Genomic DNA, 21458 nt, shown 5'->3' with positions numbered 1-21458 from the left:
AAAAGTTGAGCTAAGGAGCTTTCAGCGATACCAATATCTGCAAAAGTGATTTTGCTGTATAGTGGAAAAACTTAACCATTAGGTCAGTTCAAGGGGATGATATGGCAGAGGAATTGCCTGAGCGCGAGAGCATGGAATTCGACGTGGTGATTGTCGGTGCGGGACCTGCCGGCCTTGCCGCTGCCATTCGCTTGAAGCAGCTTGATGAGAGCCTTTCGGTGGTGGTGCTGGAAAAGGGTGCGGAAGTCGGAGCGCATATCCTGTCCGGTGCGGTTGTCGATCCGGTCGGCATTGACCGGCTTCTGCCGGGCTGGCGCGATGAGGAGGGGCACCCCTTCAAAACGCCTGTCACCAAGGATCGTTTCATGCTGCTGGGACCAGCGGGTTCCATCACGCTGCCCAATATCCTGATGCCGCCTTTGATGAACAATCACGGCAGCTATATCGTCTCGCTCGGCAATGTCTGTCGCTGGCTGGCCGAAAAGGCCGAGGCGCTGGGTGTGGATATCTATCCGGGCTTTGCCGCTGCTGAAGTGCTCTATGGCGATGGTGGCGAGGTCATCGGCGTTGCAACGGGCGACATGGGGATTGAGCGTGACGGCTCGCACGGCCCCAACTACACCCGTGGCATGGCCCTTCTGGGCAAATATGTGCTGATCGGCGAGGGCGTACGTGGGTCGCTGGCCAAGCAACTGATTGCCCGCTTTGAGCTGGACAAGGACCGCGAACCGCAGAAATTCGGCATTGGCATCAAGGAATTGTGGGAAGTCGATCCCGAAAAGCACAAGCCCGGCCTGGTGCAGCATTCCTTCGGCTGGCCGCTGGATGGCAAGACGGGCGGCGGCTCCTTCCTCTACCATCTGGAAGGCAATCAGGTCGCCGTCGGCTTTGTTGTTCACCTGAACTACAAGAACCCCTACCTCTTTCCGTTTGAAGAATTCCAGCGCTTCAAGACCCATCCGGCGATCGCAGCGACCTTTGAGGGCGCCAAGCGCATTTCCTATGGCGCGCGTGCCATTTCCGAAGGCGGCTATCAGTCCGTGCCGAAACTGTCATTTCCCGGCGGTGCACTGATCGGCTGCTCTGCCGGTTTCGTCAACCTGCCGCGCATCAAGGGCAGCCATAATGCCGTGGTTTCAGGCATGCTGGCGGCGGAACGGGTGGCCGAAGCGCTTGCTGCGGGACGCGCCAATGACGAGATCGCCGAGATTGAGAGTGACTGGCGCGACAGTCCGATCGGCAAGGATCTGAAGCTGGTACGCAACGTCAAGCCGCTCTGGTCGAAGTTCGGCACTTTCATCGGCATCGGGCTTGGCGGGCTTGATATGTGGACCAACACGCTGTTCGGCTTCTCGCTGTTCGGTACCCTCGGCCATGGCAAAACCGATGCAGCCTCGCTGGAACCGGCTTCAAAGCACAAGCCGATCGACTACCCCAAACCTGATGGCGTGCTGACCTTTGACCGGCTGTCCTCCGTTTTTCTCTCCAATACAAATCACGAGGAAGACCAGCCGATCCACCTGCAGCTGAAGGATCCGGCGCTGCAGAAATCATCCGAATACGAGATCTATGCGGGTCCTGCGACACGCTATTGTCCGGCGGGCGTTTACGAATGGGTGGAAAAGGACGGCACGATGAGCTTCGTCATCAACGCCCAGAACTGCGTTCACTGCAAGACTTGTGACATCAAGGATCCGAACCAGAACATCAACTGGGTGCCGCCCCAGGGCGGTGAGGGGCCGGTTTACCCGAACATGTAGCAATCAGAAGGCGCCGATCCGCTCGGCGCCTCAGACAGCTGACAAACCTCGCCTTTTTTTGACGTCATGCCTGTGCTTGGTCCACAGGCATCCAGCCGACGCGCGTCTGCGCGGCGACAAGAACTTTTCTATTGAATGCCTGATGAAACTGGATCCCCGTGGACCAAGCACGGGGATGACGACGTTGGGAGGCGCTACTCCACCTCAAGCATGCAATCTGAATGGCTTTATCAGCAATCAGGAGGCGCCGATCCGTTCTGTGCCTTTTTTGCCATCAATAGGGGGCCGTTTCCGTCGCTGCTGCGTTATCGTTCTGCGATGTCCTTGAGTGCGGGACTTTCAGGAAAGGCAATTGAGCAATGCGGCTTATCGGTATCTTCAATCGCGATGGCGGAACCTTCAAGACAACCAATCTGAAGGCTTTTTGCGACAAGGCGCAGGCCGCTTTTGCTGCGGCCGGGCATGAATTTACCTGCGATCCGGTTTCGGGCTGCGATGTCATTCATGCCATGGATGATGCCGCAAAAAATGCTGAATTCGACGGGCTTGTGGTCGGCGGTGGTGACGGCACGATTTCGCTGGCTGCGGCCCGGCTTTCCGGCACGCAAAAAGTCCTCGGCGTGCTGCCGGCAGGCACGATGAACCTCTTCGCCCGTGCACTCGGTTTTGCGACCGACCTTGATACAGCCCTTGGCGAACTGGCCGATGGTGTTGCCGCATCTGTTGATATTCCGCTCGCCGATGGCCGTCCTTTCATCCACCAGTTCTCCGCCGGGCTGCATGCACAGATGATCCATTCACGCGAGACAATGGATTATCAGTCACGGCTGGGCAAGCTTTCGGTCAGTCTGCGGGCGTGGCTGGATGTGCTCGGCGATATGCCGCAATTCCGTCTCCGCTATGAAACCGATTCCGGCAGCGGCGAGGGGCTGTTCTCCCATGTCGGCGTCACCAATAACCGGATTGACCGCAACACCTTGCCCTATACCGACCAGCCACAGGGCGGGCAGCTGGGGCTATATCTCATCAAGGCGCTGGAAGCCGATATCGTTGGGCGCCTCGCTTTTGATTTCGTCTCTGGCCGAGTCGATGAAAGTGATGCGATTATAAAGCTCTATCCGAAAGAGGTGACACTTCACTTCGAGAGTGATCTGCCGGATCAGGCGCTTGATGGCGATCCTTTCGGCGGCATTGCCAATGTGACCATCCGCCAGCAGCCGCGCGCGCTGAATGTGTTTGTCCCGCGCGGTTCGCCGCTGGCGAATGGCTGAGTACTGTTACTGGAATGCCGTTTCATAGAAGCTTCTGAGCTTGCGGGAGTGGAGCCGCTCAGACGGCATGGCTGCCAGCTTTTCCATCGCCATGATGCCGATGTGAAGATGCTGGCTGACCTGGGTCTTGTAGAATGCCGTGGCCATACCGGGCAGTTTCAGCTCACCATGCAGCGGCCGGTCGGAGACGCAGAGCAGCGTTCCATAGGGCACGCGGAAGCGGAAGCCATTGGCGGCAATGGTTGCTGATTCCATGTCGAGCGCGATGGCGCGGGATTGCGACAGCCGCTTTACCGGGCCGGACTGGTCGCGCAGTTCCCAGTTGCGGTTGTCGATGGTGGCAACGGTGCCGGTGCGCATGATGCGTTTCAGCTCGTAGCCCTCAAGGCCAGTCACCTCGGCAACGGCCTCCTCCAGCGCCGTCTGCACTTCGGCAAGGGCCGGGATCGGCACCCAGACGGGCAGATCATCATCCAGCACGTGATCTTCGCGCACATAGGCATGGGCCAGCACATAGTCGCCGAGGCGTTGCGAATTGCGCAGACCGGCGCAATGGCCCAGCATCAGCCAGGCATGCGGGCGCAGCACGGCGACGTGGTCGGTAATCGTCTTGGCGTTGGAGGGGCCGACGCCGATATTGACCATGGTGATGCCGGAATTGTCCGGCCGCTTCAGATGATAGGCTGGCATTTGCGGCAGGCGTATGCCGGTGAAGCCACCTTCCGGCTCCGTGGCGCCTGCAAGCGTGACATTGTTGCCCGGTTCGACAAAGGCCGAATAGCCGCCTCCGCCTTCAGCCATCAGCTTACGTGCATGGGCGCAGAATTCGTCGACATAGAACTGGTAGTTGGTAAACAGCACAAAATTCTGGAAATGCGCCGCACTGGTTGCCGAATAATGGCTGAGGCGCGCCAGCGAATAATCGATCCGCTGGGCGGTAAAGGGCGCCAGCGGATGCGGCTCGCCGGGTTCCGGTTCATATTCGCCATTGGCAATCAGGTCATCGGTGGTGTTGAGATCAGGCGTGTCAAAGATATCGCGCAGTGGTACATCGGCAAGGGCGGCGACATTGGCCTCGACATGAACATTCTCACCAAAGGCAAAATGCAGCGGGATGGGTGTGGCCGATTCGGACACCGTCAGCGGAACGCCATGGTTGCGGATCAACAGATCAAACTGTTCGATCAGATAGTTCTCGAAGAGATCCGGATGGGTCAGCGTCGTCGTATAGCTGCCGGGTGAGGCAACATGGCCGAAGGAGAGGCGCGAATCGGTCAGGCTGTAGCTGCCGATCTCAATGCCGACCTGCGGATAGCAGGCGCGATACCGTCCTTTGATTTCGGCGCCGTTGGCCAGACCGACAAAGGCATCAATCAGGAAGCGGGTATTGCGCTTGTAGAGTGCCTTGATGGCCTCCACGGCCTCGCGCGCATCGCCAAAATGGCGCGGTTCGACCGGCTCTGGCCGGATGATTTCGGTAAAGGGGGAATGATTCAAATGCATCGGTCCGATCCTTAAGGGCTTGGCAAGGGGGATGCGTCTCATGGCAACCTCCCTTTTAACCTGCCGATTCCTCGCTATATCTTGAAGCATACAGACAAGGAGATTTGTCGTGAACACACCGATTGAGCTTTATTATTGGCCGACTCCAAACGGTTACAAGATCACCATTTTCCTGGAAGAAGCAGGCGTTCCCTACAACGTCAATTATGTGAATATCGGCAAGGGCGACCAGTTCAAGCCGGATTTCCTCAAGATCTCGCCGAATAACCGCATGCCCGCAATCGTCGATCCCGACGGTCCCGGCGGTGCGCCGATCTCGGTGTTTGAATCCGGGGCGATCCTGCAATATCTCGGCCGCAAGTTTAAAAAATTCTATCCCGAAGACGAGCGCGCGCGGGTTGCCGTCGAGGAATGGCTGTTCTGGCAGATCGGCGGTCTTGGCCCCATGGCGGGGCAGGCGCATCATTTCCGCAATTATGCGCCTGAGAAAATCGAATATGGCATCAACCGCTATACCAATGAGGTCAACCGTCTCTACGGCGTGATGAACACGCGTCTTGCCGAGGTCGACTATCTCGGTGGTGATTACTCCATCGCCGATATGGCCTCGATCGGCTGGGTCAAGTCGCATGAGGCGCAGGGCCAGAGCCTTGATGACTTCCCGCATCTGAAGCGCTGGTATGAGACGGTGATCGACCGCCCGGCTGTCAAGCGTGGCCTTGCCGTCGGGCAGGATGAGCGCGCCAAGATGAACCTCGCCTCCGACAAGGGGGCACAGAGTGTTCTGTTCGGCCAGAAGGCGCGCTGACAGCGCCAGAAATGACCGTCAAAAGCCGTTCAGCTGTGGAAAAGCTGGACGGCTTTTTTGATGGTAAACCGATGTTGAATCGAGAATATTAATTTAACATATTGATTTTAATATATTTTATTGCGTTCCCTGATCTGGGGCGCAGCTGAACCATTTTGTTAAGCAAATGCGTTGGGAGATTTGTTAAAGCCTCGGCGGCATTGTCGATTTCAACGAAGGGCCAGAAGGCTCCGTGGCCGCAATGACGGCACAGGTGATAGGAGAATGACAATGTATATGGCCGAAGACACGCCGCTTGCCCGCATCAACACTGCAGCCTGCCTCAGGCTCGGATTGCGGGCAGCGGCCGGCCATGACGGACCTGCCGATTTTGTTGAGGCGCATAAGTGGTTGAATATCGCGGCGATTGCCGGTGACGAGAAAGCCGAACGCTATCGGTCGGAACTGGCGCTCCATATGAGCAAGGATGAACTGGCGCGGGCGCTGCGCGCTGCGCGCCAGTGGATGACGCTGCACTGAGAAATTAGGTTGCTGGCGGTTCAGCCGAGTTCTGCGAGAACGGCCGGCAATGCTGCTTCCAGCAGCTCCATATCGGCGGAGGGGCCCGTCGAAATGCGGATACAGCGATCAAGCGGGGCAATGCCCGGCATCCGGATGAAGACGCCGCGCTTGCCGAGCGCGTCAACAATGGCGCGGGCATAGGCGCCATCGCGGCCACAATCAACCGCGACGAAATTGGTGGCCGAGGGCAGGGCTTCAAATCCGTTTGCCGCGGCAATCCGCCCGATTTCATCACGCGATTCGCGAATGCGACCGATGACGGCCTGCAAGTAAGGCTGATCGGCAAGCGCTGTGAGTGCTGCAACAATGCTGAGGCGCGGCATGCCGAAATGATTGCGGATCTTGTCGAACATGGCGATTGTTTCCGGTGCGCCCATGGCATAGCCGACGCGCGCGCCAGCCAGACCGTAGGCCTTGGAGAAGGTGCGGAAACGAAGCACATTCGGCAGATCGATCAGGCTGTCGCTTGCCGGGAAGGCCGTCAGCGGACCACATTCGCAATAGGCTTCATCCAGGACAAGCAGGCAGGTTTCCGGCAGGGCACGGGCGAATTCCAGCACATCCTCAGCCTCCCACCAGCTGCCCATCGGATTATCGGGATTGGCGAAATAGACCATGGTCGCGTCTTCGCGGATGGCAGTCTCAAGAAGGCCGGGCAGATTTTCGCGGTCGCCGTCATAGGCGACGCCAATACGCTCACCGCCGAAACCGTCGACATGGTATGAGAAAGTCGGGTAGCCGCCTTTTGAGGTAACGACTTTGGTGCCCTTTTCCACCACCAGCCGGACGGTGAGGCCCAGAAGGCTGTCCACCCCTTCGCCTATCACGATGTTCTTCGGCGACAGGCCGTGATGTGTGGCGATGGCCTGTTTCAGCTCAAAATGTTCCGGATCCGCATACATCCAGACCGAGCCAGCCTGTTCCTGCATGGCGCGGATCACCGAGGGTGCAGGGCCGAAACCGCTTTCATTGGCGCCGATGCGGGCCTGCATCGGCCTGCCATAGATGCGCTCCAGCGCTTCCGGCCCGACAAAGGGAACCGTTGAAGGCAATGCGTTGATCAGCGGGGTGAAACGGCCAAAGGTCGACATGGGCAGACTTCCAGAATGCTTCTCAGAAAAAGTGCCCCAACATAGGCGGAAATGACGCTCTGACAAGTGCATTGATCCGGCGATGATATGCGTTGTCACGAAAGCACAAAAGAAAACGGCGCCGCAGGGAGGGGCGCCGTCTACTCGTAGGTCATTTCACGTGAGCTTCTCTGCATATCGGCAAGGTCTTGCCCGAAGGTTCTCCTTTTGCCGACATGCCAGCGGTAAGCTTCATGCAGTCTCAGCGCGGCGAAATCGCCGTGCTGCGCGCAGATCAACGGAAAGCCCGTGCAGCTACGCGGTCAATATCGGAGCTGGTAAGGCCGATATCCTTCAGTTCATAATCGCTCAGCCGACGCAGCTGGCTACGGGTGCGGCGATAGCTGAGCCATGCGCCAGTCAGTCGAAAGGGGTTCATGAGTGCTTCCTCGATTTTTGTTGGCTTGTTGCCTTGCCCGTTCATATAGTCGGTATTTTTCGAAAATGGTGTGCAAAGCTTGTGCAACTGCCATGCATTTATGCGAAGTGTCGACTATTTTGTAGGCAATCGAGGATATATGGCTGAAATTAAGGCTATTGCAGTGCCTGTTCAGGTCCTTTCAGCAGAAGGACTGCTGCGGCAGCGGGTAGGGTGGCGAGCGGCTCAGAAGCAGGCCTTGCGGGCAACGGCGCGGATTTCTGCAGGGGCGATACCGACATCTGCCAGCTTTCTTGCGTTCAAGTGGCTGAGTTGTGAAACGGCCTGACGATATTTGAGCCAATTGCTGAACGAGCGAACCATCATCATGTCGACACCTCTTTCTTCGGTCTCCGGCGCGTCTTGCGCCTCTCTTTTTGATGTCGTGAATATACGCCTGTCGCGGCGTGACCGGGAGCGCGCGTTGATCGTGTCGCCTATGCGCTGATTGCACGGCTGGCGCGAAAATCTGCCCGAAAAACGGTCAGGACCGGTCGGCAGAAAGCGAGAAGGCAGAAAGTTTGGTGCGACAGGGTGCTCTTTGCCGGTAAACATGCATATCGGCAAAAAAATAACGCTCACCGGGGGAGGAGGATCCGGTGAGCGTCATTTGGTGTGGCTGACGACTGGGAGGAGGAGTGCCGTCACCCTTATCGAAGCGCGTTGGGAGGAGGAGTACGCGACTTCGAAACTCTTGTATCCCGCGATGCGGGTTTGCGACGAACTCAATTCCAAACCGCTTTGGCTTGTTAGGTCTCCGTCGCTTCGTTGATTTTGTTATACGCAGGAATGTGGCGGAATTGGAGTGCCATCTGAACATGGAAGATATGCATTTTGCGCATGCCAATATTTGACGGGTTCGCAGATAGCTGAAAACTGGCGAAAACACGGGCAATAGAGTGTGCCGTCACGCGAAACGGATCAGGTCTAGCGCTGACTTGCAGCGAAGTGTTACCTGGCCTTCCTTCCCTGTCTCACCGCTTGCAACGACGTGGCAACTGCCCTATGAAGGGCAGCCTTGCGCGTGTGGCGGAATTGGTAGACGCAGCAGGTTTAGGTCCTGCCGCCGAAAGGTGTGGGGGTTCGAGTCCCTTCACGCGCACCATCTTTATCCGCGCTTTGCCGCCTACCAACCCAAAGCGCGGGTTTCGGTTCGAGATTTGTCCTCTCCTGACACCATTTCTATCGGTGCCTTGCTGCCCTCCAATCCGATTTGCGTGGCCTGGGCTGGAACTTTTCTTTCCTGCAGCTGCGCTCCTGTTTCGGCCTGCACTCAGACTGCGCCCGAGCGTACTGCCGTTTCCGACTCCAAGCGGTTGTCTGAGACACCGGTGGTTCAGAAGACCTTTTTGCAGATGTTTTTTTACGCCACATGCATCTCCGCCGCATAACGTGCTGCCAGGCGCTGATCCAAAGCGCCAAGCAACGGGGCGGCGCAAGTCAGCGTTTCAGCCGGGCCCTCCGTCTTGCTGCAATCAAACTGCGGGGAGGGCGCGGCTGAAACATGCACAGGAAAGGGGGCAACAAGCGTCAGAGCAGCTGAAAGGCTGAGCATCGTCGCGTTCCTCTCATCCATGCTATGAGGCGGTGAGCGGTGCGACCTCCACCAGCGCCGTATGCGCGCTGCAGCCCTGACCAAGGCGCGATGTGCCGACATCTTTTGTCAGCACATTGGGGTTTCCGTCCGGGTCAATATTGTCAGAGGGGTCGCCGTACCAGGCGCCGGTCGGCAGGGCGACCACCTGTGGATGGATATCATCGGAGATCAGCGCACGGGCCCGGCAGGCGCCGCGGGCGTTGAAAACGCGCACGAGGTCGCGGCTTTTGATGCCGCGCTGCTTTGCATCCTGCGGATGGATGATCAGCGTTGCCGGCCTTGCGCCGTCGCAGTCGGCCAGGGCGCATTCCAGCTGGCTGTGCAGCTTGTCGCCGGGCTGCGGCGAGACCAGATGCAGCGGCATCTGCTCTGTGGCCGTACCCAGCCATTCCGATGGTGGCAGCCAGACCGGATGGCCGGGGCAGTCATCATAACCGAAGCCATCGATCCGGTCCGAGAAGATCTCGATCCGGCCTGAAGGCGTGCCAAGCGGGGACGCGTCGGGATCCTCCCGGAAAGGCGCGAAAAGCGTGCGGTTGGGCCCGTCATCCTTGATGGGCAGACGGACCCAGTTGCTGGCGCGCAGGCCGTCAAGATCCGGCACGACGATGTCCTGCGCTGCGGCGAGGCTGCGGAACTCCTCATAGAGAAGCGTTATCCACTCATCCGCGCTTCTGCCTCCGGTAAAGGTCTCGCCGGCACCAAGGCGCTCTGCAAGCCCGGTGAAAATGTCGTAATCATCGCGTGCTTCTGCCACGGGCGGGATCAGCTTGGGCATGTGGAAGAGATAGTCGTCAAGATTGGACCGGCCGATATCTTCGCGTTCATAAGGTGTGGTGGCCGGGAAAACGATATCGGCCCGTTTGGCGGTTGCCGTCCACCAGGGTTCGTTGACGATAATGGTCTCGGGCCGTTGCCAGGCTTCGTGCAGGGCGTTCAGGTCCTGATGATGATGGTAGGGGTTGCCGCCAGCCCAGTAAATCAGGCGGATATCAGGATAGGGCTCGCGCCTGCCGTTGAAATCATAAAGTTCGCCGGGATGGCGCAGCATGTCGCCGACACGGGCGACGGGAATGACCTTTTTTACCGGATTTTCGAATTGGGAAAATGTCATGCCCCGCATGCCGACGAGCGATTTTCCGACACCGCCAATGGCTCCATAGCCATAGCCGACACCGCCGCCGGGCAGGCCGATCTGGCCAAGCATGGCCGCCAGAACCGCCGACATCCAGTATGGTTGCTCGCCGTGTTCACCGCGCTGGAGTGACCAGGCAACGGTGATCAGCGTGCGGGTTGATGCCATGCGGCGCGCAAGCGCCCGGATGGCATCAGGCGCTGCGCCGCAAAGCGGTTCGGCCCATTCCGGGCTTTTGGGCTGACCATCGCTTTCCCCCATCAGATAAGGGCGGAAGCGGTCAAAGCCGCAGGTATAGCGATCCAGAAAGGCGTGGTCGGCCAGGCCTTCGCTTTCCAGCACATAGGCCAGTGCCAGCATCAGCGCGGTATCGGAGGCGGGGCGAAGCGCAATCCATTCGCTGCCGGGCGGGGCATCGCCGCGCTGCGGACCGATATTGATGAGCTTCATGCCGCGCGCATGAAAGCGGTCGAACCAGCTGGCCGTTTCATGCTCGGTAATGCCGCCCATGCTCACCTGGGAATTTTTCGGGTTGATCCCGCCAAACATTACCAGCGTTTCGGTATGATCATGGATCGTCTGCCAGCCGTCCTGGTGCTCATAGAGCAGTTTGAGAAAGTTGACGCCGAAAACATGCGGCATGATCGACTGGGCGCAGCCGGTGGAGTAGCTGCCGAAGGAGGCGACATAGCCGCCAATGCTGTTGAGAAAACGGTGGACCTGGCTTTGGGCATGGTGGAACCGGCCGGCAGAACTCCAGCCATAGGAGCCGCCATAAATCGCTTCATTGCCGTGCTCGCGCAGGATCCGACCGATCTCTGTTGCGGCGATGTCGAGCGCTTCGTCCCAGGGCAGTGCCACGAAATCATCACTGCCGCGACCGCTGCGTTCATGCCGCTCCAGCCAGGCGCGCCGGATTGCCGGCCGTGCGATGCGGCTTTTGTGGTGCACTGCGGCAGGGATTGATGCGGGAATGGCCGAAGGGTTGGGATCGCGCGAAAATGGCCGGGTGGCGACGAGCCGATCGCCCTCGATATCCACCTCAAAGGCGCCCCAATGACTTGATGTCACCCTTGTCCGCCTGGTCTGGTCCTCGGCCATGCGCCTGTCTCCTGTTCCTGTCCTGGTCTTCCTGCCGTGTCAGGTTAGCCTTAAATTGCCGCTTCGAAAACGCCTCATAGCGCGCAGGCTGCAAGGCGTACACCGCTGTGGGTGCTGCGCGCGGGTGCGCGCGGTGCGGTGCCGATCCGCTATATGAAGCTGCTCCGGTCTCTTGTGAAGTTACGTGCAGTCACTGCCGCAGACCTTATCCGAGGCGATTTTGGGAAAGCCGCGCCGGCCAAGGGGAAGCTTTCCCGGCGCGACTTTCATTCATGAGCCGGTACCGCTGCAATAATTGGTGTGCACGGTGCAGGATGGGTGTTTGCCGCCATTGATGCACTGTTTCAGTGCCTCGACAACGGTTTCCTCGATCGTGTCCTCCATACCGATACCGACGCTGGAACCCGATTCATCGCGGGAAATCGCCAGGCATCCGCCCTCGCGCGCAAAGACCGTGCTGCAGCTCTTGCCGCCAGCGCTCATACATTGCTGCTTGGCCGTATCTTCCGCCTGTTGCTGGCTCGGCTGACTGGATGCCATGCCGACATTCAGTGTGTCGTCATCCAGTGCCATCGCGTTCCAGTCATCGGCAGCATGAGCTCCGATGGCCGAAGCGCAAAGCAGAATGGCAACGTACAGAACTCTCCTCATTCCTCTCTCCTCTCGTCGCAGTCATGCAACCACTGACATGACGGCTCTTAGTATTAGGTGTGAGCCGTAATTCTGCCAACTGGAAGATGTTGATGCGGCCAGTTATTGTGGCATTGTATTCCCTGTGGTCGCGTCTTATTGAATACAATGTTGCACTGCCTGCCAGCAGCAGCGGACAAGCAGAGCTTACGTTTTTGTAAATTATCAGGACTTGCGTTTCCGCCCGCGAACATGGGAGCTTAGGCTTTGTTGAGTTGGGCGTGACTGATCAGACCCAATGGCACGAAACGGCTGTTCTATGTAATTCCGGGAAAATGCGACACCATGTCGATTACCGCTGAACTCAGCACCTACATCATGTCAACGATCGATTCCGCAGGCTATTGGGCGGTCGGCATTCTTATGGCTCTGGAGTCGGCCTGCCTGCCGATTCCTTCCGAAGTGGTGATGCCTTTTGCCGGCTATCTCGCCTCCATCGGTCATATGGATCTGATCATCGCCGCGACAGTTGGCGCTGTCGGCTGCAATATCGGTTCAACGTTGGCCTATCTCGCCGGATATTACGGCGGTCGCCCCTTCATCGAGCGATGGGGGCGCTATATCCTCATAAACCATGCCGAGATTGAGAAAGTGGTCCGCTTTTTTGATCGCTATGGGGCTGCAGCCGTCTTCATCGCCCGGCTTTTGCCGATTGTTCGAAGTTTCATCTCGTTGCCGGCTGGCATTTCGAAGATGCCGCAATGGAAGTTTCAGCTTTACTCTTTCCTTGGTTCATGGCCTTGGTGTTTCGTGCTCGCCTTCATTGGCTTCCGCCTTGGCAAGGCCTGGCAGAACAGCCCGTGGCTGCGTGAGATGATGCATTCCTTCCATCTGGCGATCGCCATTATGATCGCCTTCAGTATTTTGCTTTATCTGTTTCACAAATTCCGTAAATCCCAGGACGATATCTAGGAATCTATAATGGATTATCTGAACGCTGCCATTTTGGGCATCATTGAAGGCATCACCGAATTTCTGCCGATTTCCAGTACCGGCCATCTGATTATCGCTGAGCAATGGCTTGGTGAACGTTCAGACACGTTCAATATCGTCATTCAGGCGGGTGCCATTCTTGCCGTTACCTTCATCTACTGGAAGCGGCTGATGTCGCTTCTGTTCGGGTGGCGTGACCCCGATAACCGTGACTATCTGATCAAGCTGTCTGCAGCCTTCCTCGTGACGGCTGTTTTAGGGCTTATTGCCAAGAAGCTCGGCTTTACGCTTCCTGATGCGATCCAGCCGATCGCCTGGGCGCTGATTATCGGCGGCTTCTGGATGATGGGGGCTGAAAAGCTTGCAGAGGGCAAACCAAATCGCTCCAAGATCACATGGACGGTTGCCATCATTGTCGGCATCGCACAGATCGTTGCCGGAATTTTCCCCGGCACGTCGCGCTCCGCCGCCACCATTTTCGCCGCCATGCTGGCCGGCACCAGCAACCGCTCCGCGGCGACGGAATTTTCCTTCCTTGTCGGCATTCCAACCATGTATGCGGCCAGCGCCGTTGAGCTTTATGGCTCGTTGAGCTCCGGTTCAACGCATGAAGACTGGGGCGCACTCGGCGTTGCTTTTGTCGTCTCGATGATCACCGCTTTCATCGCCGTCAAATGGCTGCTCGGCTATATCCGCACCCATCGTTTCACAGCTTTTGCGATTTATCGTATCGTCTTCGGCCTCGGTCTGTTGATCCTGATCTGATGTGTCAGACGGTGTTATTTGGTCAGAAGCGGCGCGGATGATATTCCGCGCCGTTGTCATTTCCGGCTGATAGAGGGGGCGTCCGCCTGGCCTGTCTCTGTCGCGGCTGCCCGAGAGGCCTCCGTCGATCCAGGTCCGTCCGGGTGAACATGCCTTGTCGGGCCGATGCTGAAGTCAGCGGGGCGTTTACGGCTTCTGCCAGGCCTTGTTCGTCACATAGATGGTGAAATCCTCACGAGACATGGCGCGGGCAAAGGCGTGGCCCTGCAGCTTGCTGCAGCCGAGATCGCGCAGCATCTCAGCATGCGCCATGCTTTCCACACCCTCGGCGACCACATCGATGCCAAGCGAGCGGCCGATGCCAATGATGGTCTGCACCACACGCCGCCGCTCTTCAGATACCAGAATTGGCTGTACGAGCTGACGGGCGATCTTGAGCCGGTTGGGTCGAACGTTGAGCAAGCCGACGAGAGAGGCATAGCCAGAGCCGAAATCGTCGATATCAATGGCCGTCCCGAGTGCCCGCAGAGCATTCAGTGTTTCGGTCAGCTCGTCATCTTCCTGATCAAAGGGAATGGATTCCAGCAGTTCGAAATGAAGCTCTGCCTTTGGCTTCGGTCGTCCGGAAAGTTCGTGCATTAATTCGGGGTCGGAAAGGCGCTGGGCCGAAATGTTCACCGAGATTGCCGGGACCTGCATTTCCGTGGCGTTCCATTCGGCCACATCGGCCAGGGCGCGTTCGAAAATGCACAGATCGACCTTCTTGATCGTACCGATTCGCTCGGCAGTCTCCAGAAAGCGGTCCGGTGACAGCAATCCATGTTCTGGATGTTCCCAACGTGCAAGGGCCTCAACGCCGGCAAGCGCTCCGGTCTCGGCATCGAAGAGTGGCTGGTAATAGGGGACGATCTGGCCGTTCTCCAGGGCCTCAAGCAGTTCATCGGCCACCAGTTTGGTTTCGACCGTTTCCGTCATCAGTGCTTCGGAATAGTGGGCGATCTGGCCGCGTCCACGCCGCTTGGCCTCGTAAAGCGCAAGGTCAGCCTTGATCAGCAGCTGGCCGGCCGTGTCGCCTTCGTCACGAGCACGGGCAATGCCGATACTCGCGCCGATCCGGCAGGCACGGCGGCCGATGGTGACCGGCATGTTGAATTTGGAGATGATCTGCTGCGCCAGCGCGTTGGCGTGCCCGTCATGCTGCATCAGGATGACGAATTCGTCGCCGCCGGTGCGGGCCAGGAAATCACTTGGCTCAATTGCATGTGAAAACACATCGGCGGCATATTTCAGCACTTCATCGCCGAAGAAATGCCCCATCGTGTCGTTGATTGTCTTGAAGCCGTCGAGGTCGATCAGCATGATGGTCGCATCGCGCGGCAGCGGGCCGGCCTTTTGCAGCTCCTCGAGCCGTCGTTCGAAGTGGCTGCGATTGGCGATGCCGGTCAGCGCATCATGCAGAGCGATATCTTCCATCTCCCGCCGTGCCCGTTCCAGTTCGCTATTGCGGGCCTCGGCGGTGGCCTTGGAGCTGGCCAGTTCCTGCTGCAGCATGAAATCGGCAGTGACGTCCCAGTTTATGCCGACAATCTTCAGCTTGCCGTCTGCGTCGTGGAAACTGTTGCTCGCCGATCGCATGACCTTGATCTTGCCATCGGGGGTGATGATGCGGAATTGCCGCTGATAGCCATTCTGCTTTGAACTGCCGCGAAAGCCGACCTCCTCATAGAGCTTGCGGTCTTCCGGATGAATCCGTGACAGCCAGTCCGCATAGCTGTGGCGTTCACCGCTGCCCGTGACGCCATAGATCTGCTGCAGCCGCTCGTCCCAGATCTGGTCGCCAGTCTCCATGTCCTGCTCCCACATTCCGATATTCGAAGCTTCAAGGGCAACGGCAAGCCTTTGCGACAACGCGTTGATTTCTCGTCTGTTTGTGTTGATGTCCCGGCGGGCGCGGGCGCGGGCGTGCAAAAGCAGGAACACCAGAGTTGCCGGGACAAGGTAGGACAGGGCGACCAGAATCATGGCAATGCGGATCGTTTCGCGCCAGTCATTCGTTGAGCCCCAACCGGTTTTGGGACTTGCTGAAAGCGTCCAGCGATTTCCGGCAATGTCGACACCATTGATGACGGCACTGCCATCATCGATCCCGCTATGGCTGATCAGCAGGTGCTTGTTCGCGGCGGAGAGAAGGTCAGCTTGAATTGCGAAATTGAAATCGCTCTCAAATTCGATCAGGCCGACCTCGCCAAGCAACTCCTGAAGATCGGCAACGAGATCGGTTTCCACCGGCCCATCGCGGAAGTGGAAAACCAACACCTTACGTCCGTCATTGAGTGTGATCGGGCCGGAAATGCTGCGGTTTTCTCCGTTTGAAACAGCAGGCGTGAGCTGTTCGGCGGGATCAAGCTGCGGGTTGCTCACCACACTGGTCTGGCCTTGAGCGTCATGCAAAATTGCTGTTTCGAGCCAGTCCACCTTCGTAAGATAGGTCTTTGCTGCGGCCTTGGCCGCAGGCGGATTGAGCGACAGCGTCTGGTTGATGACCGAGCCCATCCGGTCAATATTCTCGATCGTGCTCTTCAGCGCCGTCGAAAAGCCCTTCAGCCGTTCAAGCGTCTGCTGGCGATAGCTGTGTTCGATCGTTGTGCGGATAAAATTGTCGGCGAAAAAAATACCTGTCCCTAAAGCGACGAAAAAGAGCGTCACCAGAAGGATGAAGGCTTTGACGTTGACTGTGTGCCGTGGCAAATCTTTGCTTTGTTCCGCCATTCACGCTCCCGAAGGCAGTCTGTCGGTCGAGGCTCTAAAAGCGGGTCCTGCTCACCGGTTTAACATGTGCAGCCCGGCAGCGGAAACGAAGCACGGGCGAATTCTAAATGAGAAGGCAGTTCACGCGACAAGGCCTAATGGCTGCGCGACCTGCAAACCACTTTAACGTTTTTCTTCTGAAGTCCGAAATTATTGCGAATTCATAAGTTTGCGACATTATCACTTGTAAAACTGGTTGCGCAAGGCCAGTGCCTGCTCTGTCACATGGTAAAAACTGCGCATTGTCCGTTCGTCGCGTCTGTCTATCGCAATGAGAGCCGGTTCTTCTGCCAAAGTCACAAGACTGCGCAGGACGAGAGCATGGCCGGTTTCGAGCAGGCGTGCTGCCGTCCGGCTGTCTCTGGCCTTGTCGACAAGCGCCAAGGCGAGGATGCAGGCGGCTACGGCATCGAAACGGTCCTGCTCCATCAGTCCTGCCGCCAGGGCCTGCCATCCGCTCTGGTCTGCGATGTCACTCATGCCGCCGGCTGTACCATGGTGGGGACAAGACGGACCGGGATGGATTTTGATGTCGGCGTTTCGCTGAGTTCGCCGACACTTGAAAGCGGGACGAGTACATTCAGCTCGGGAAAATAGCCGGCAATGCAGCCGCGCGGAATATCATAGGCGATCAGTTTGAAGCCTTCGGCAATCCGCGTCACGCCGTTATCGTCGGGCCCGACAATCTCGACGAGATCGCCGGATGCAGCCCCGAGGTCGTCTATGTCGTCGGGATTGACGAAGATGATCCGGCGTTCACCATAGACCCCGCGATAGCGGTCATCCATGCCGTAGATCGTCGTGTTATATTGATCATGGCTGCGCATGGTCTGCAGCACGAAGTGGTTTTTCTGACTCCCGCGTGCCTGAAATACCGTTTCGGCGGGCAGCGGCCGGTCGTTGAAATTGGCTTTGCCGGTGGTGGTGTCCCACCGCCGTTCACCCGCCGAATTGCCGAGGTAGAAGCCGCGCGGTTTGCGTACCCTTTTGTTGAAGTCGTCAAAGCCGGGAATGGTCTTTGCGATCAGATCGCGGATCAGGTCATAATCCTGCGCCAGCGCCGAAAAGTCGACGACATCACTGCCAACGGTGGCCTCTGCAATACCGGCAAGGATCGCGATCTCCGAACGGAGGTCAGGTGATGCCGGCTTGTTGATGCCGGCCGAGCCATGCACCATGCTCATGGAATCCTCAACCGTGATCAGTTGCGACTGGCCAGCGGCGTTCTCGTCGATTTCCGTACGGCCAAGGCAGGGCAGGATATAGGCGTGGCGCCCCGGCATGGTATGGCTGGCATTGAGCTTGGTGGCGATATGGACCGTCAGGTCGAGGCCGCGCAGCGCTTTCTCGATCAAACCGCTATCAGGGACCGCGCGGGCGAAATTGCCGCCAAGCCCAATAAAGGCACGGGCTTGACCTGAAAGCATGGCGCCGATCGCGCCGATCGTGCTGTTGCCATGATCGCGCGGCGGGGAAAAGCCGAAGACCTCCTCAAGCGCATCGAGAAAAGCCGCGGGCGGCTTTTCATTGATGCCCATCGTCCGGTCGCCCTGGACATTGGAATGGCCGCGGACAGGGCAGAGACCCGCACCCGGCCGGCCAATCTGGCCGCGAAGCATCATGAAGGACGCAATTTCACGGATGGTGATCACCGAATGCTGGTGCTGGGTGATGCCCATGGCCCAGGTGCAGATGACCCGTTCGGATGCCATGAATATTCCGGCAGCCTGTTCAATTTCGGCGCGCGACAGGCCGGACTGGTCCTCGATCTCACGCCACTCAGTCGCATCGACCATGGTGATATAGGTCTCAAGGCCGGATGTGTGTTCGGCGATGAAGGCATCATCAAGAACCGGCGGTCCGCCGGCTGCGCGCGCCTGGCGGTCCGCTTCAAGCACCACTTTCGCCATGCCGCGGAACACAGCCATGTCGCCGCCAAGCGCCGGCTGGTAGTAATCGCTGGCAATGGGGGCGGATGCGTTGCGTATCATTTCCATTTTACGCTGCGGATCGGCGAAGCGCTCAAGGCCGCGCTCGCGCAGCGTGTTGAAGACGACGATCCGGGCGCCACGGTCTGCCGCGCGCCTGAGGTCTCCCAGCATACGCGGATGATTGGTGCCGGGGTTCTGGCCAACGACGAAGATCGCATCCGCCTGCTCGAAATCCTCCAGCCGGACCGTGCCCTTGCCGATGCCGATGGCCTGTTTCAGGCCAACGCCGCTAGCCTCATGGCACATGTTGGAACAGTCCGGCATATTGTTGGTGCCGAAGATGCGGGCAAACAGCTGGTAGATGAAGGCAGCCTCGTTGCTGGCGCGGCCGGACGTGTAGAACTCGGCCTGATGCGGGCTTTCCAGCGCCTTGAGGCGCTCGGCAATGCCGGAAAATGCATCCTCCCAGCTGACCGGTTCATAGCGGTCGCGCTCGGCATTGTAGCGCATGGGTTTTGTCAGGCGACCATGATTTTCAAGCTCATAATCGCTCCAGCCGGCCAGTTCGGAAACCGTGTGCTGTTCGAAAAGGGAGGGGCCGCTACGCCGCTCTGTCGCCTCCCAGGATACCGCCTTGACGCCGTTTTCACAGAATTCGAAGGATGATCCATGCTCGGGATCGCCCCAGGCGCAGCCAGGACAATCAAAGCCATCGGCCTGATTGGCCTTGGAAAGGGCATGCATGCCGGCAAGCGGCGCACCGCTGGCAACGAGATGCTTGCCCGAGGCCAATAAAGCGGGCCAGCCACCGGCCGCCCTGGACCCCTTATCTGCTTTTGTCCTGTCTGCCATTGTCTTCATCCGGGCTGAATTTCATTTATGGCTACGGTTTGCGCCTTCAATTGCTGTTTTTCAATATGAAACTGTCGCAAATCAATTTTGCCGATGGTCAACGGAATAACGCCGCAGGTGGCAGAATTGCCCTATGGACGCGCTGGACCTGAAGCATCTATTGCGCTAGCTAGTCACGCAGTTCGCCGGGCTTGCTCTGAAGAGCCTGATACGCGCGCGAGGGTATTGACGATCACAACCTAAAGAACCGGCGTGAGCCGCGTTTCGTTCAGATTGAGGGCTTCGGCATGACAGAGCTCGGCAATGATCCGTTCAGCCAGACCGAACAGCGCGAACCGTTGGTCGACATTTATACCGACGACGGGGTGGTGCGCTCGGATTTCCTCGAAGAGGTCGAGCACGCGATCGAGACGCAGAATGTCGATTTTCTGCGCCTGAATGTTGCGCGGCTGCACGAATCGGAACTTGGTGACCTGCTGGAATCACTCGATTCAGACCTGCGGCCGGGGCTGGTCAGTCTCCTCGGCGACGACTTTGACATGACGGCGCTGACCGAGGTTGATGAGGCAATCCGTCTCGAAATCATCGAAGCCCTGCCGAACGACAAGATCGCCACCGCGCTCGGCGCGCTGGATTCGGATGACGCCGTCTACATTCTTGAAGACCTTGAGGATGAGGATCGCGACGAGATCCTGTCGCGGCTGCCCTTTACCGAGCGGATACGGCTGACCCGGTCACTGGACTATCCAGAAAGCTCGGCCGGCCGGCGTATGCAGACCGAGTTTGTCGCCGTGCCGCCTTTCTGGACGGTCGGTCAGACCATTGATTACATGCGTGAGGATGAGAATCTGCCACACAGTTTCTCGCAGATTTTCGTTGTTGATCCGACCTTCCGGCTCCTGGGTACCGTTGATCTCGACCGGATCCTGCGCACCAAGCGCAATGTAAAGATCGAGACGATCATGCGCGAGACCAACCATCCGGTGCCCGCCGAGATGGACCAGGAGGAGGCCGCACAGGTCTTTGAACAATATGACCTGCTCTCCGCCGCCGTCGTCGACGATAACGGCCGTCTTGTCGGCGTCCTGACGATTGATGACGTCGTTGACGTGATCCATGAAGAGGCCGATGAGGACATCAAGCGTCTGGCTGGTGTCGGTGACGAAGAACTGTCTGACAATATTCGTGCTGCAGTGCGCTCGCGCTTCGGCTGGCTGCTGATCAACCTCGCGACCGCCTTTCTTTCCGCAAGCGTGATTGGCCTGTTCGACGATTCCATTGCCCAGATGATCGCACTTGCCGTATTGATGCCGATCGTTGCCTCAATGGGTGGCAATGCCGGAACCCAGACCATGACCGTCGCCGTGCGGGCCTTGGCGACACGTGATCTCGACATTTACAATGCCGGGCGTATCATCCGTCGTGAGGCGGGGGTTGGCCTGTTTAACGGATTCGTCTTTGCGATCCTGATTGCGATCATTGCCGGCTTCTGGTTCAACAGTCCGCAGTTGGGCGGTGTTGTCGCGGCCGCGATGACCATCAACATGTTTGCTGCCGCTATGGCTGGCATTCTGGTGCCGCTGGTGCTGGATCGCTTTGGCGCAGATCCGGCGACATCGTCAGCCGTTTTCGTGACCACGATCACCGATGTTTGCGGATTTTTCTCCTTCCTCGGTATCGCAACTTGGTGGTTTCATATTTGATTTGTTTTTCGAGTCGTTTATTATGTTGATTATATTAGATTTTTTGTGACTTTTGGATGGGGTTCAGGTGAACAAGAAGTATTACTCGATCACGGAGCTGACGCGTGAGTTTGACGTTTCGACCCGCACGCTTCGGTTCTACGAGGATGAGGGCCTGCTGCAGCCGGAACGGCGCGGCCGTACAAGGCTCTACGGAGAGTACGAACGCCGTCTGATCAAGGATATTCTGAGAAGCCGGCGGATCGGCCTGACGATCGCCGAAATCCGCGAGGTTCTCGACCTTTTGAAGCGCCCGCCGAGCGAGATAGACCAGCTCAAGACAAGCCTTAAAATGATCGAGACGCGCCGCAATGACCTTCGGCAGAAGCGTCGCGATATCGATGACATTCTTCAGGAACTCGACAATGCCGAGGAGACTTTCCTCACCCGGCTGGCGGAGATTGGCGTCGGCACCTGACCGGGGCAGACAGGGGCCGGCTGGAGCCGGCCCGA

General features: G+C 58.1%; 17 protein-coding genes and 1 tRNA gene. 9 read left to right on the top strand and 9 right to left on the bottom strand.

What is annotated here, in order from left to right:
• Window positions 1–101 precede the first annotated feature (101 nt).
• The gene (locus FJU08_RS13855) at window positions 102–1760 is read left to right on the top strand and encodes an electron transfer flavoprotein-ubiquinone oxidoreductase (protein WP_141149615.1); all 1659 of its coding nucleotides are present in this window, start codon (window positions 102–104) and stop codon (window positions 1758–1760) included.
• Between the two features lie 359 nt (window positions 1761–2119).
• Window positions 2120–3031 (top strand): diacylglycerol/lipid kinase family protein, encoded by a 912-nt coding sequence (locus tag FJU08_RS13850; protein WP_141149614.1) that lies wholly within the window; start codon window positions 2120–2122, stop codon window positions 3029–3031.
• 6 nt (window positions 3032–3037) lie between these two features.
• On the opposite strand, the gene FJU08_RS13845 is transcribed toward FJU08_RS13850, so the two are convergent.
• Window positions 3038–4534 (bottom strand): AMP nucleosidase, encoded by a 1497-nt coding sequence (locus FJU08_RS13845; RefSeq protein ID WP_141149717.1) that lies wholly within the window; start codon window positions 4532–4534, stop codon window positions 3038–3040.
• 109 nt (window positions 4535–4643) lie between these two features.
• On the opposite strand from FJU08_RS13845, the gene FJU08_RS13840 reads away from it, so the two are divergent.
• Complete coding sequence (locus tag FJU08_RS13840; RefSeq protein ID WP_141149613.1) at window positions 4644–5342, top strand: glutathione S-transferase N-terminal domain-containing protein; 699 nt, start codon at window positions 4644–4646, stop codon at window positions 5340–5342.
• Window positions 5343–5612: 270 nt separating this feature from the next.
• Entirely contained in the window at window positions 5613–5861 is a 249-nt protein-coding gene (locus tag FJU08_RS13835) for a sel1 repeat family protein (RefSeq protein WP_235890706.1), read from the top strand.
• Between the two features lie 20 nt (window positions 5862–5881).
• Here FJU08_RS13835 and FJU08_RS13830 read toward each other — a convergent pair whose 3' ends face one another.
• The 3 genes from FJU08_RS13830 to FJU08_RS13820 all read right to left on the bottom strand — a co-directional run bounded on the left by FJU08_RS13830 (window position 5882) and on the right by FJU08_RS13820 (window position 7781).
• Entirely contained in the window at window positions 5882–6994 is a 1113-nt protein-coding gene (locus FJU08_RS13830) for a pyridoxal phosphate-dependent aminotransferase (protein ID WP_141149611.1), read from the bottom strand.
• A 274-nt stretch (window positions 6995–7268) separates the two neighbouring features.
• Window positions 7269–7412 (bottom strand): DUF1127 domain-containing protein, encoded by a 144-nt coding sequence (locus FJU08_RS13825; RefSeq protein ID WP_141149610.1) that lies wholly within the window; start codon window positions 7410–7412, stop codon window positions 7269–7271.
• 225 nt (window positions 7413–7637) lie between these two features.
• Window positions 7638–7781, bottom strand: a complete 144-nt coding sequence (locus FJU08_RS13820) for a DUF1127 domain-containing protein (protein ID WP_141149609.1) — start codon at window positions 7779–7781, stop codon at window positions 7638–7640.
• A gap of 690 nt (window positions 7782–8471) precedes the next feature.
• Here FJU08_RS13820 and FJU08_RS13815 point away from each other — a divergent pair.
• Window positions 8472–8556: transfer RNA gene (locus FJU08_RS13815), tRNA-Leu, on the top strand.
• Window positions 8557–9028: 472 nt separating this feature from the next.
• On the opposite strand, the gene FJU08_RS13810 is transcribed toward FJU08_RS13815, so the two are convergent.
• Complete coding sequence (locus tag FJU08_RS13810; RefSeq protein ID WP_141149608.1) at window positions 9029–11284, bottom strand: molybdopterin-dependent oxidoreductase; 2256 nt, start codon at window positions 11282–11284, stop codon at window positions 9029–9031.
• Window positions 11285–11554: 270 nt separating this feature from the next.
• Window positions 11555–11935: a DUF4189 domain-containing protein gene (locus tag FJU08_RS13805; protein WP_141149607.1), complete on the bottom strand. Its 381-nt coding sequence runs from the start codon at window positions 11933–11935 to the stop codon at window positions 11555–11557.
• 324 nt (window positions 11936–12259) lie between these two features.
• On the opposite strand from FJU08_RS13805, the gene FJU08_RS13800 reads away from it, so the two are divergent.
• Window positions 12260–12886, top strand: coding sequence for a DedA family protein (locus FJU08_RS13800; protein ID WP_181409850.1), 627 nt, complete (start codon window positions 12260–12262; stop codon window positions 12884–12886).
• A gap of 9 nt (window positions 12887–12895) precedes the next feature.
• Entirely contained in the window at window positions 12896–13672 is a 777-nt protein-coding gene (locus FJU08_RS13795; RefSeq protein WP_141149606.1) for an undecaprenyl-diphosphate phosphatase, read from the top strand.
• Between the two features lie 186 nt (window positions 13673–13858).
• On the opposite strand, the gene FJU08_RS13790 is transcribed toward FJU08_RS13795, so the two are convergent.
• The 3 genes from FJU08_RS13790 to FJU08_RS13780 form a co-directional block, all read right to left on the bottom strand.
• Complete coding sequence (locus tag FJU08_RS13790; RefSeq protein ID WP_141149605.1) at window positions 13859–16441, bottom strand: putative bifunctional diguanylate cyclase/phosphodiesterase; 2583 nt, start codon at window positions 16439–16441, stop codon at window positions 13859–13861.
• A 219-nt stretch (window positions 16442–16660) separates the two neighbouring features.
• Window positions 16661–16960, bottom strand: a complete 300-nt coding sequence (locus tag FJU08_RS13785) for a hypothetical protein (protein ID WP_141149604.1) — start codon at window positions 16958–16960, stop codon at window positions 16661–16663.
• Entirely contained in the window at window positions 16957–19263 is a 2307-nt protein-coding gene (locus FJU08_RS13780; protein WP_141149603.1) for an FdhF/YdeP family oxidoreductase, read from the bottom strand. Before FJU08_RS13780 ends, FJU08_RS13785 begins: the two co-directional genes overlap by 4 nt.
• A 287-nt stretch (window positions 19264–19550) precedes the next feature.
• Between FJU08_RS13780 and mgtE the strand changes: the two genes are divergently transcribed.
• Both mgtE and FJU08_RS13770 read left to right on the top strand, forming a co-directional pair.
• Window positions 19551–20966 carry a magnesium transporter gene (gene mgtE, locus FJU08_RS13775; RefSeq protein ID WP_141149602.1) on the top strand — a complete coding sequence of 472 codons (1416 nt, stop codon included), beginning with the start codon at window positions 19551–19553 and terminating at the stop codon, window positions 20964–20966.
• A gap of 67 nt (window positions 20967–21033) precedes the next feature.
• A complete protein-coding gene (locus FJU08_RS13770) occupies window positions 21034–21423 on the top strand; it encodes a MerR family transcriptional regulator (RefSeq protein ID WP_141149601.1) in 390 nt (129 codons plus the stop codon).
• Window positions 21424–21458: the final 35 nt, after the last annotated feature.

It is taken from the genome of Martelella alba (genome assembly GCF_006516955.1).
Classification (GTDB): Bacteria; Pseudomonadota; Alphaproteobacteria; order Rhizobiales; family Rhizobiaceae; genus Martelella; species Martelella alba.
This window is presented reverse-complemented; position numbering and strand designations above follow the sequence as displayed.

Excerpts from the sequence above, each read along its gene's own strand:
- FJU08_RS13855 (WP_141149615.1), top strand. The coding sequence starts at position 102 with ATGGCAGAGGAATTGCCTGAGCGCGAGAGCATGGAATTCGACGTGGTG.
- FJU08_RS13850 (WP_141149614.1), top strand. The coding sequence starts at position 2,120 with ATGCGGCTTATCGGTATCTTCAATCGCGATGGCGGAACCTTCAAGACA.
- FJU08_RS13845 (WP_141149717.1), bottom strand. The coding sequence starts at position 4,534 with ATGCATTTGAATCATTCCCCCTTTACCGAAATCATCCGGCCAGAGCCG.
- FJU08_RS13835 (WP_235890706.1), top strand. The coding sequence starts at position 5,613 with ATGTATATGGCCGAAGACACGCCGCTTGCCCGCATCAACACTGCAGCC.
- FJU08_RS13830 (WP_141149611.1), bottom strand. The coding sequence starts at position 6,994 with ATGTCGACCTTTGGCCGTTTCACCCCGCTGATCAACGCATTGCCTTCA.
- FJU08_RS13825 (WP_141149610.1), bottom strand. The coding sequence starts at position 7,412 with ATGAACCCCTTTCGACTGACTGGCGCATGGCTCAGCTATCGCCGCACC.
- FJU08_RS13820 (WP_141149609.1), bottom strand. The coding sequence starts at position 7,781 with ATGATGATGGTTCGCTCGTTCAGCAATTGGCTCAAATATCGTCAGGCC.
- FJU08_RS13810 (WP_141149608.1), bottom strand. The coding sequence starts at position 11,284 with ATGGCCGAGGACCAGACCAGGCGGACAAGGGTGACATCAAGTCATTGG.
- FJU08_RS13805 (WP_141149607.1), bottom strand. The coding sequence starts at position 11,935 with ATGAGGAGAGTTCTGTACGTTGCCATTCTGCTTTGCGCTTCGGCCATC.
- FJU08_RS13800 (WP_181409850.1), top strand. The coding sequence starts at position 12,260 with ATGTCGATTACCGCTGAACTCAGCACCTACATCATGTCAACGATCGAT.
- FJU08_RS13795 (WP_141149606.1), top strand. The coding sequence starts at position 12,896 with ATGGATTATCTGAACGCTGCCATTTTGGGCATCATTGAAGGCATCACC.
- FJU08_RS13790 (WP_141149605.1), bottom strand. The coding sequence starts at position 16,441 with ATGGCGGAACAAAGCAAAGATTTGCCACGGCACACAGTCAACGTCAAA.
- FJU08_RS13785 (WP_141149604.1), bottom strand. The coding sequence starts at position 16,960 with ATGAGTGACATCGCAGACCAGAGCGGATGGCAGGCCCTGGCGGCAGGA.
- FJU08_RS13780 (WP_141149603.1), bottom strand. The coding sequence starts at position 19,263 with ATGGCAGACAGGACAAAAGCAGATAAGGGGTCCAGGGCGGCCGGTGGC.
- mgtE (WP_141149602.1), top strand. The coding sequence starts at position 19,551 with ATGACAGAGCTCGGCAATGATCCGTTCAGCCAGACCGAACAGCGCGAA.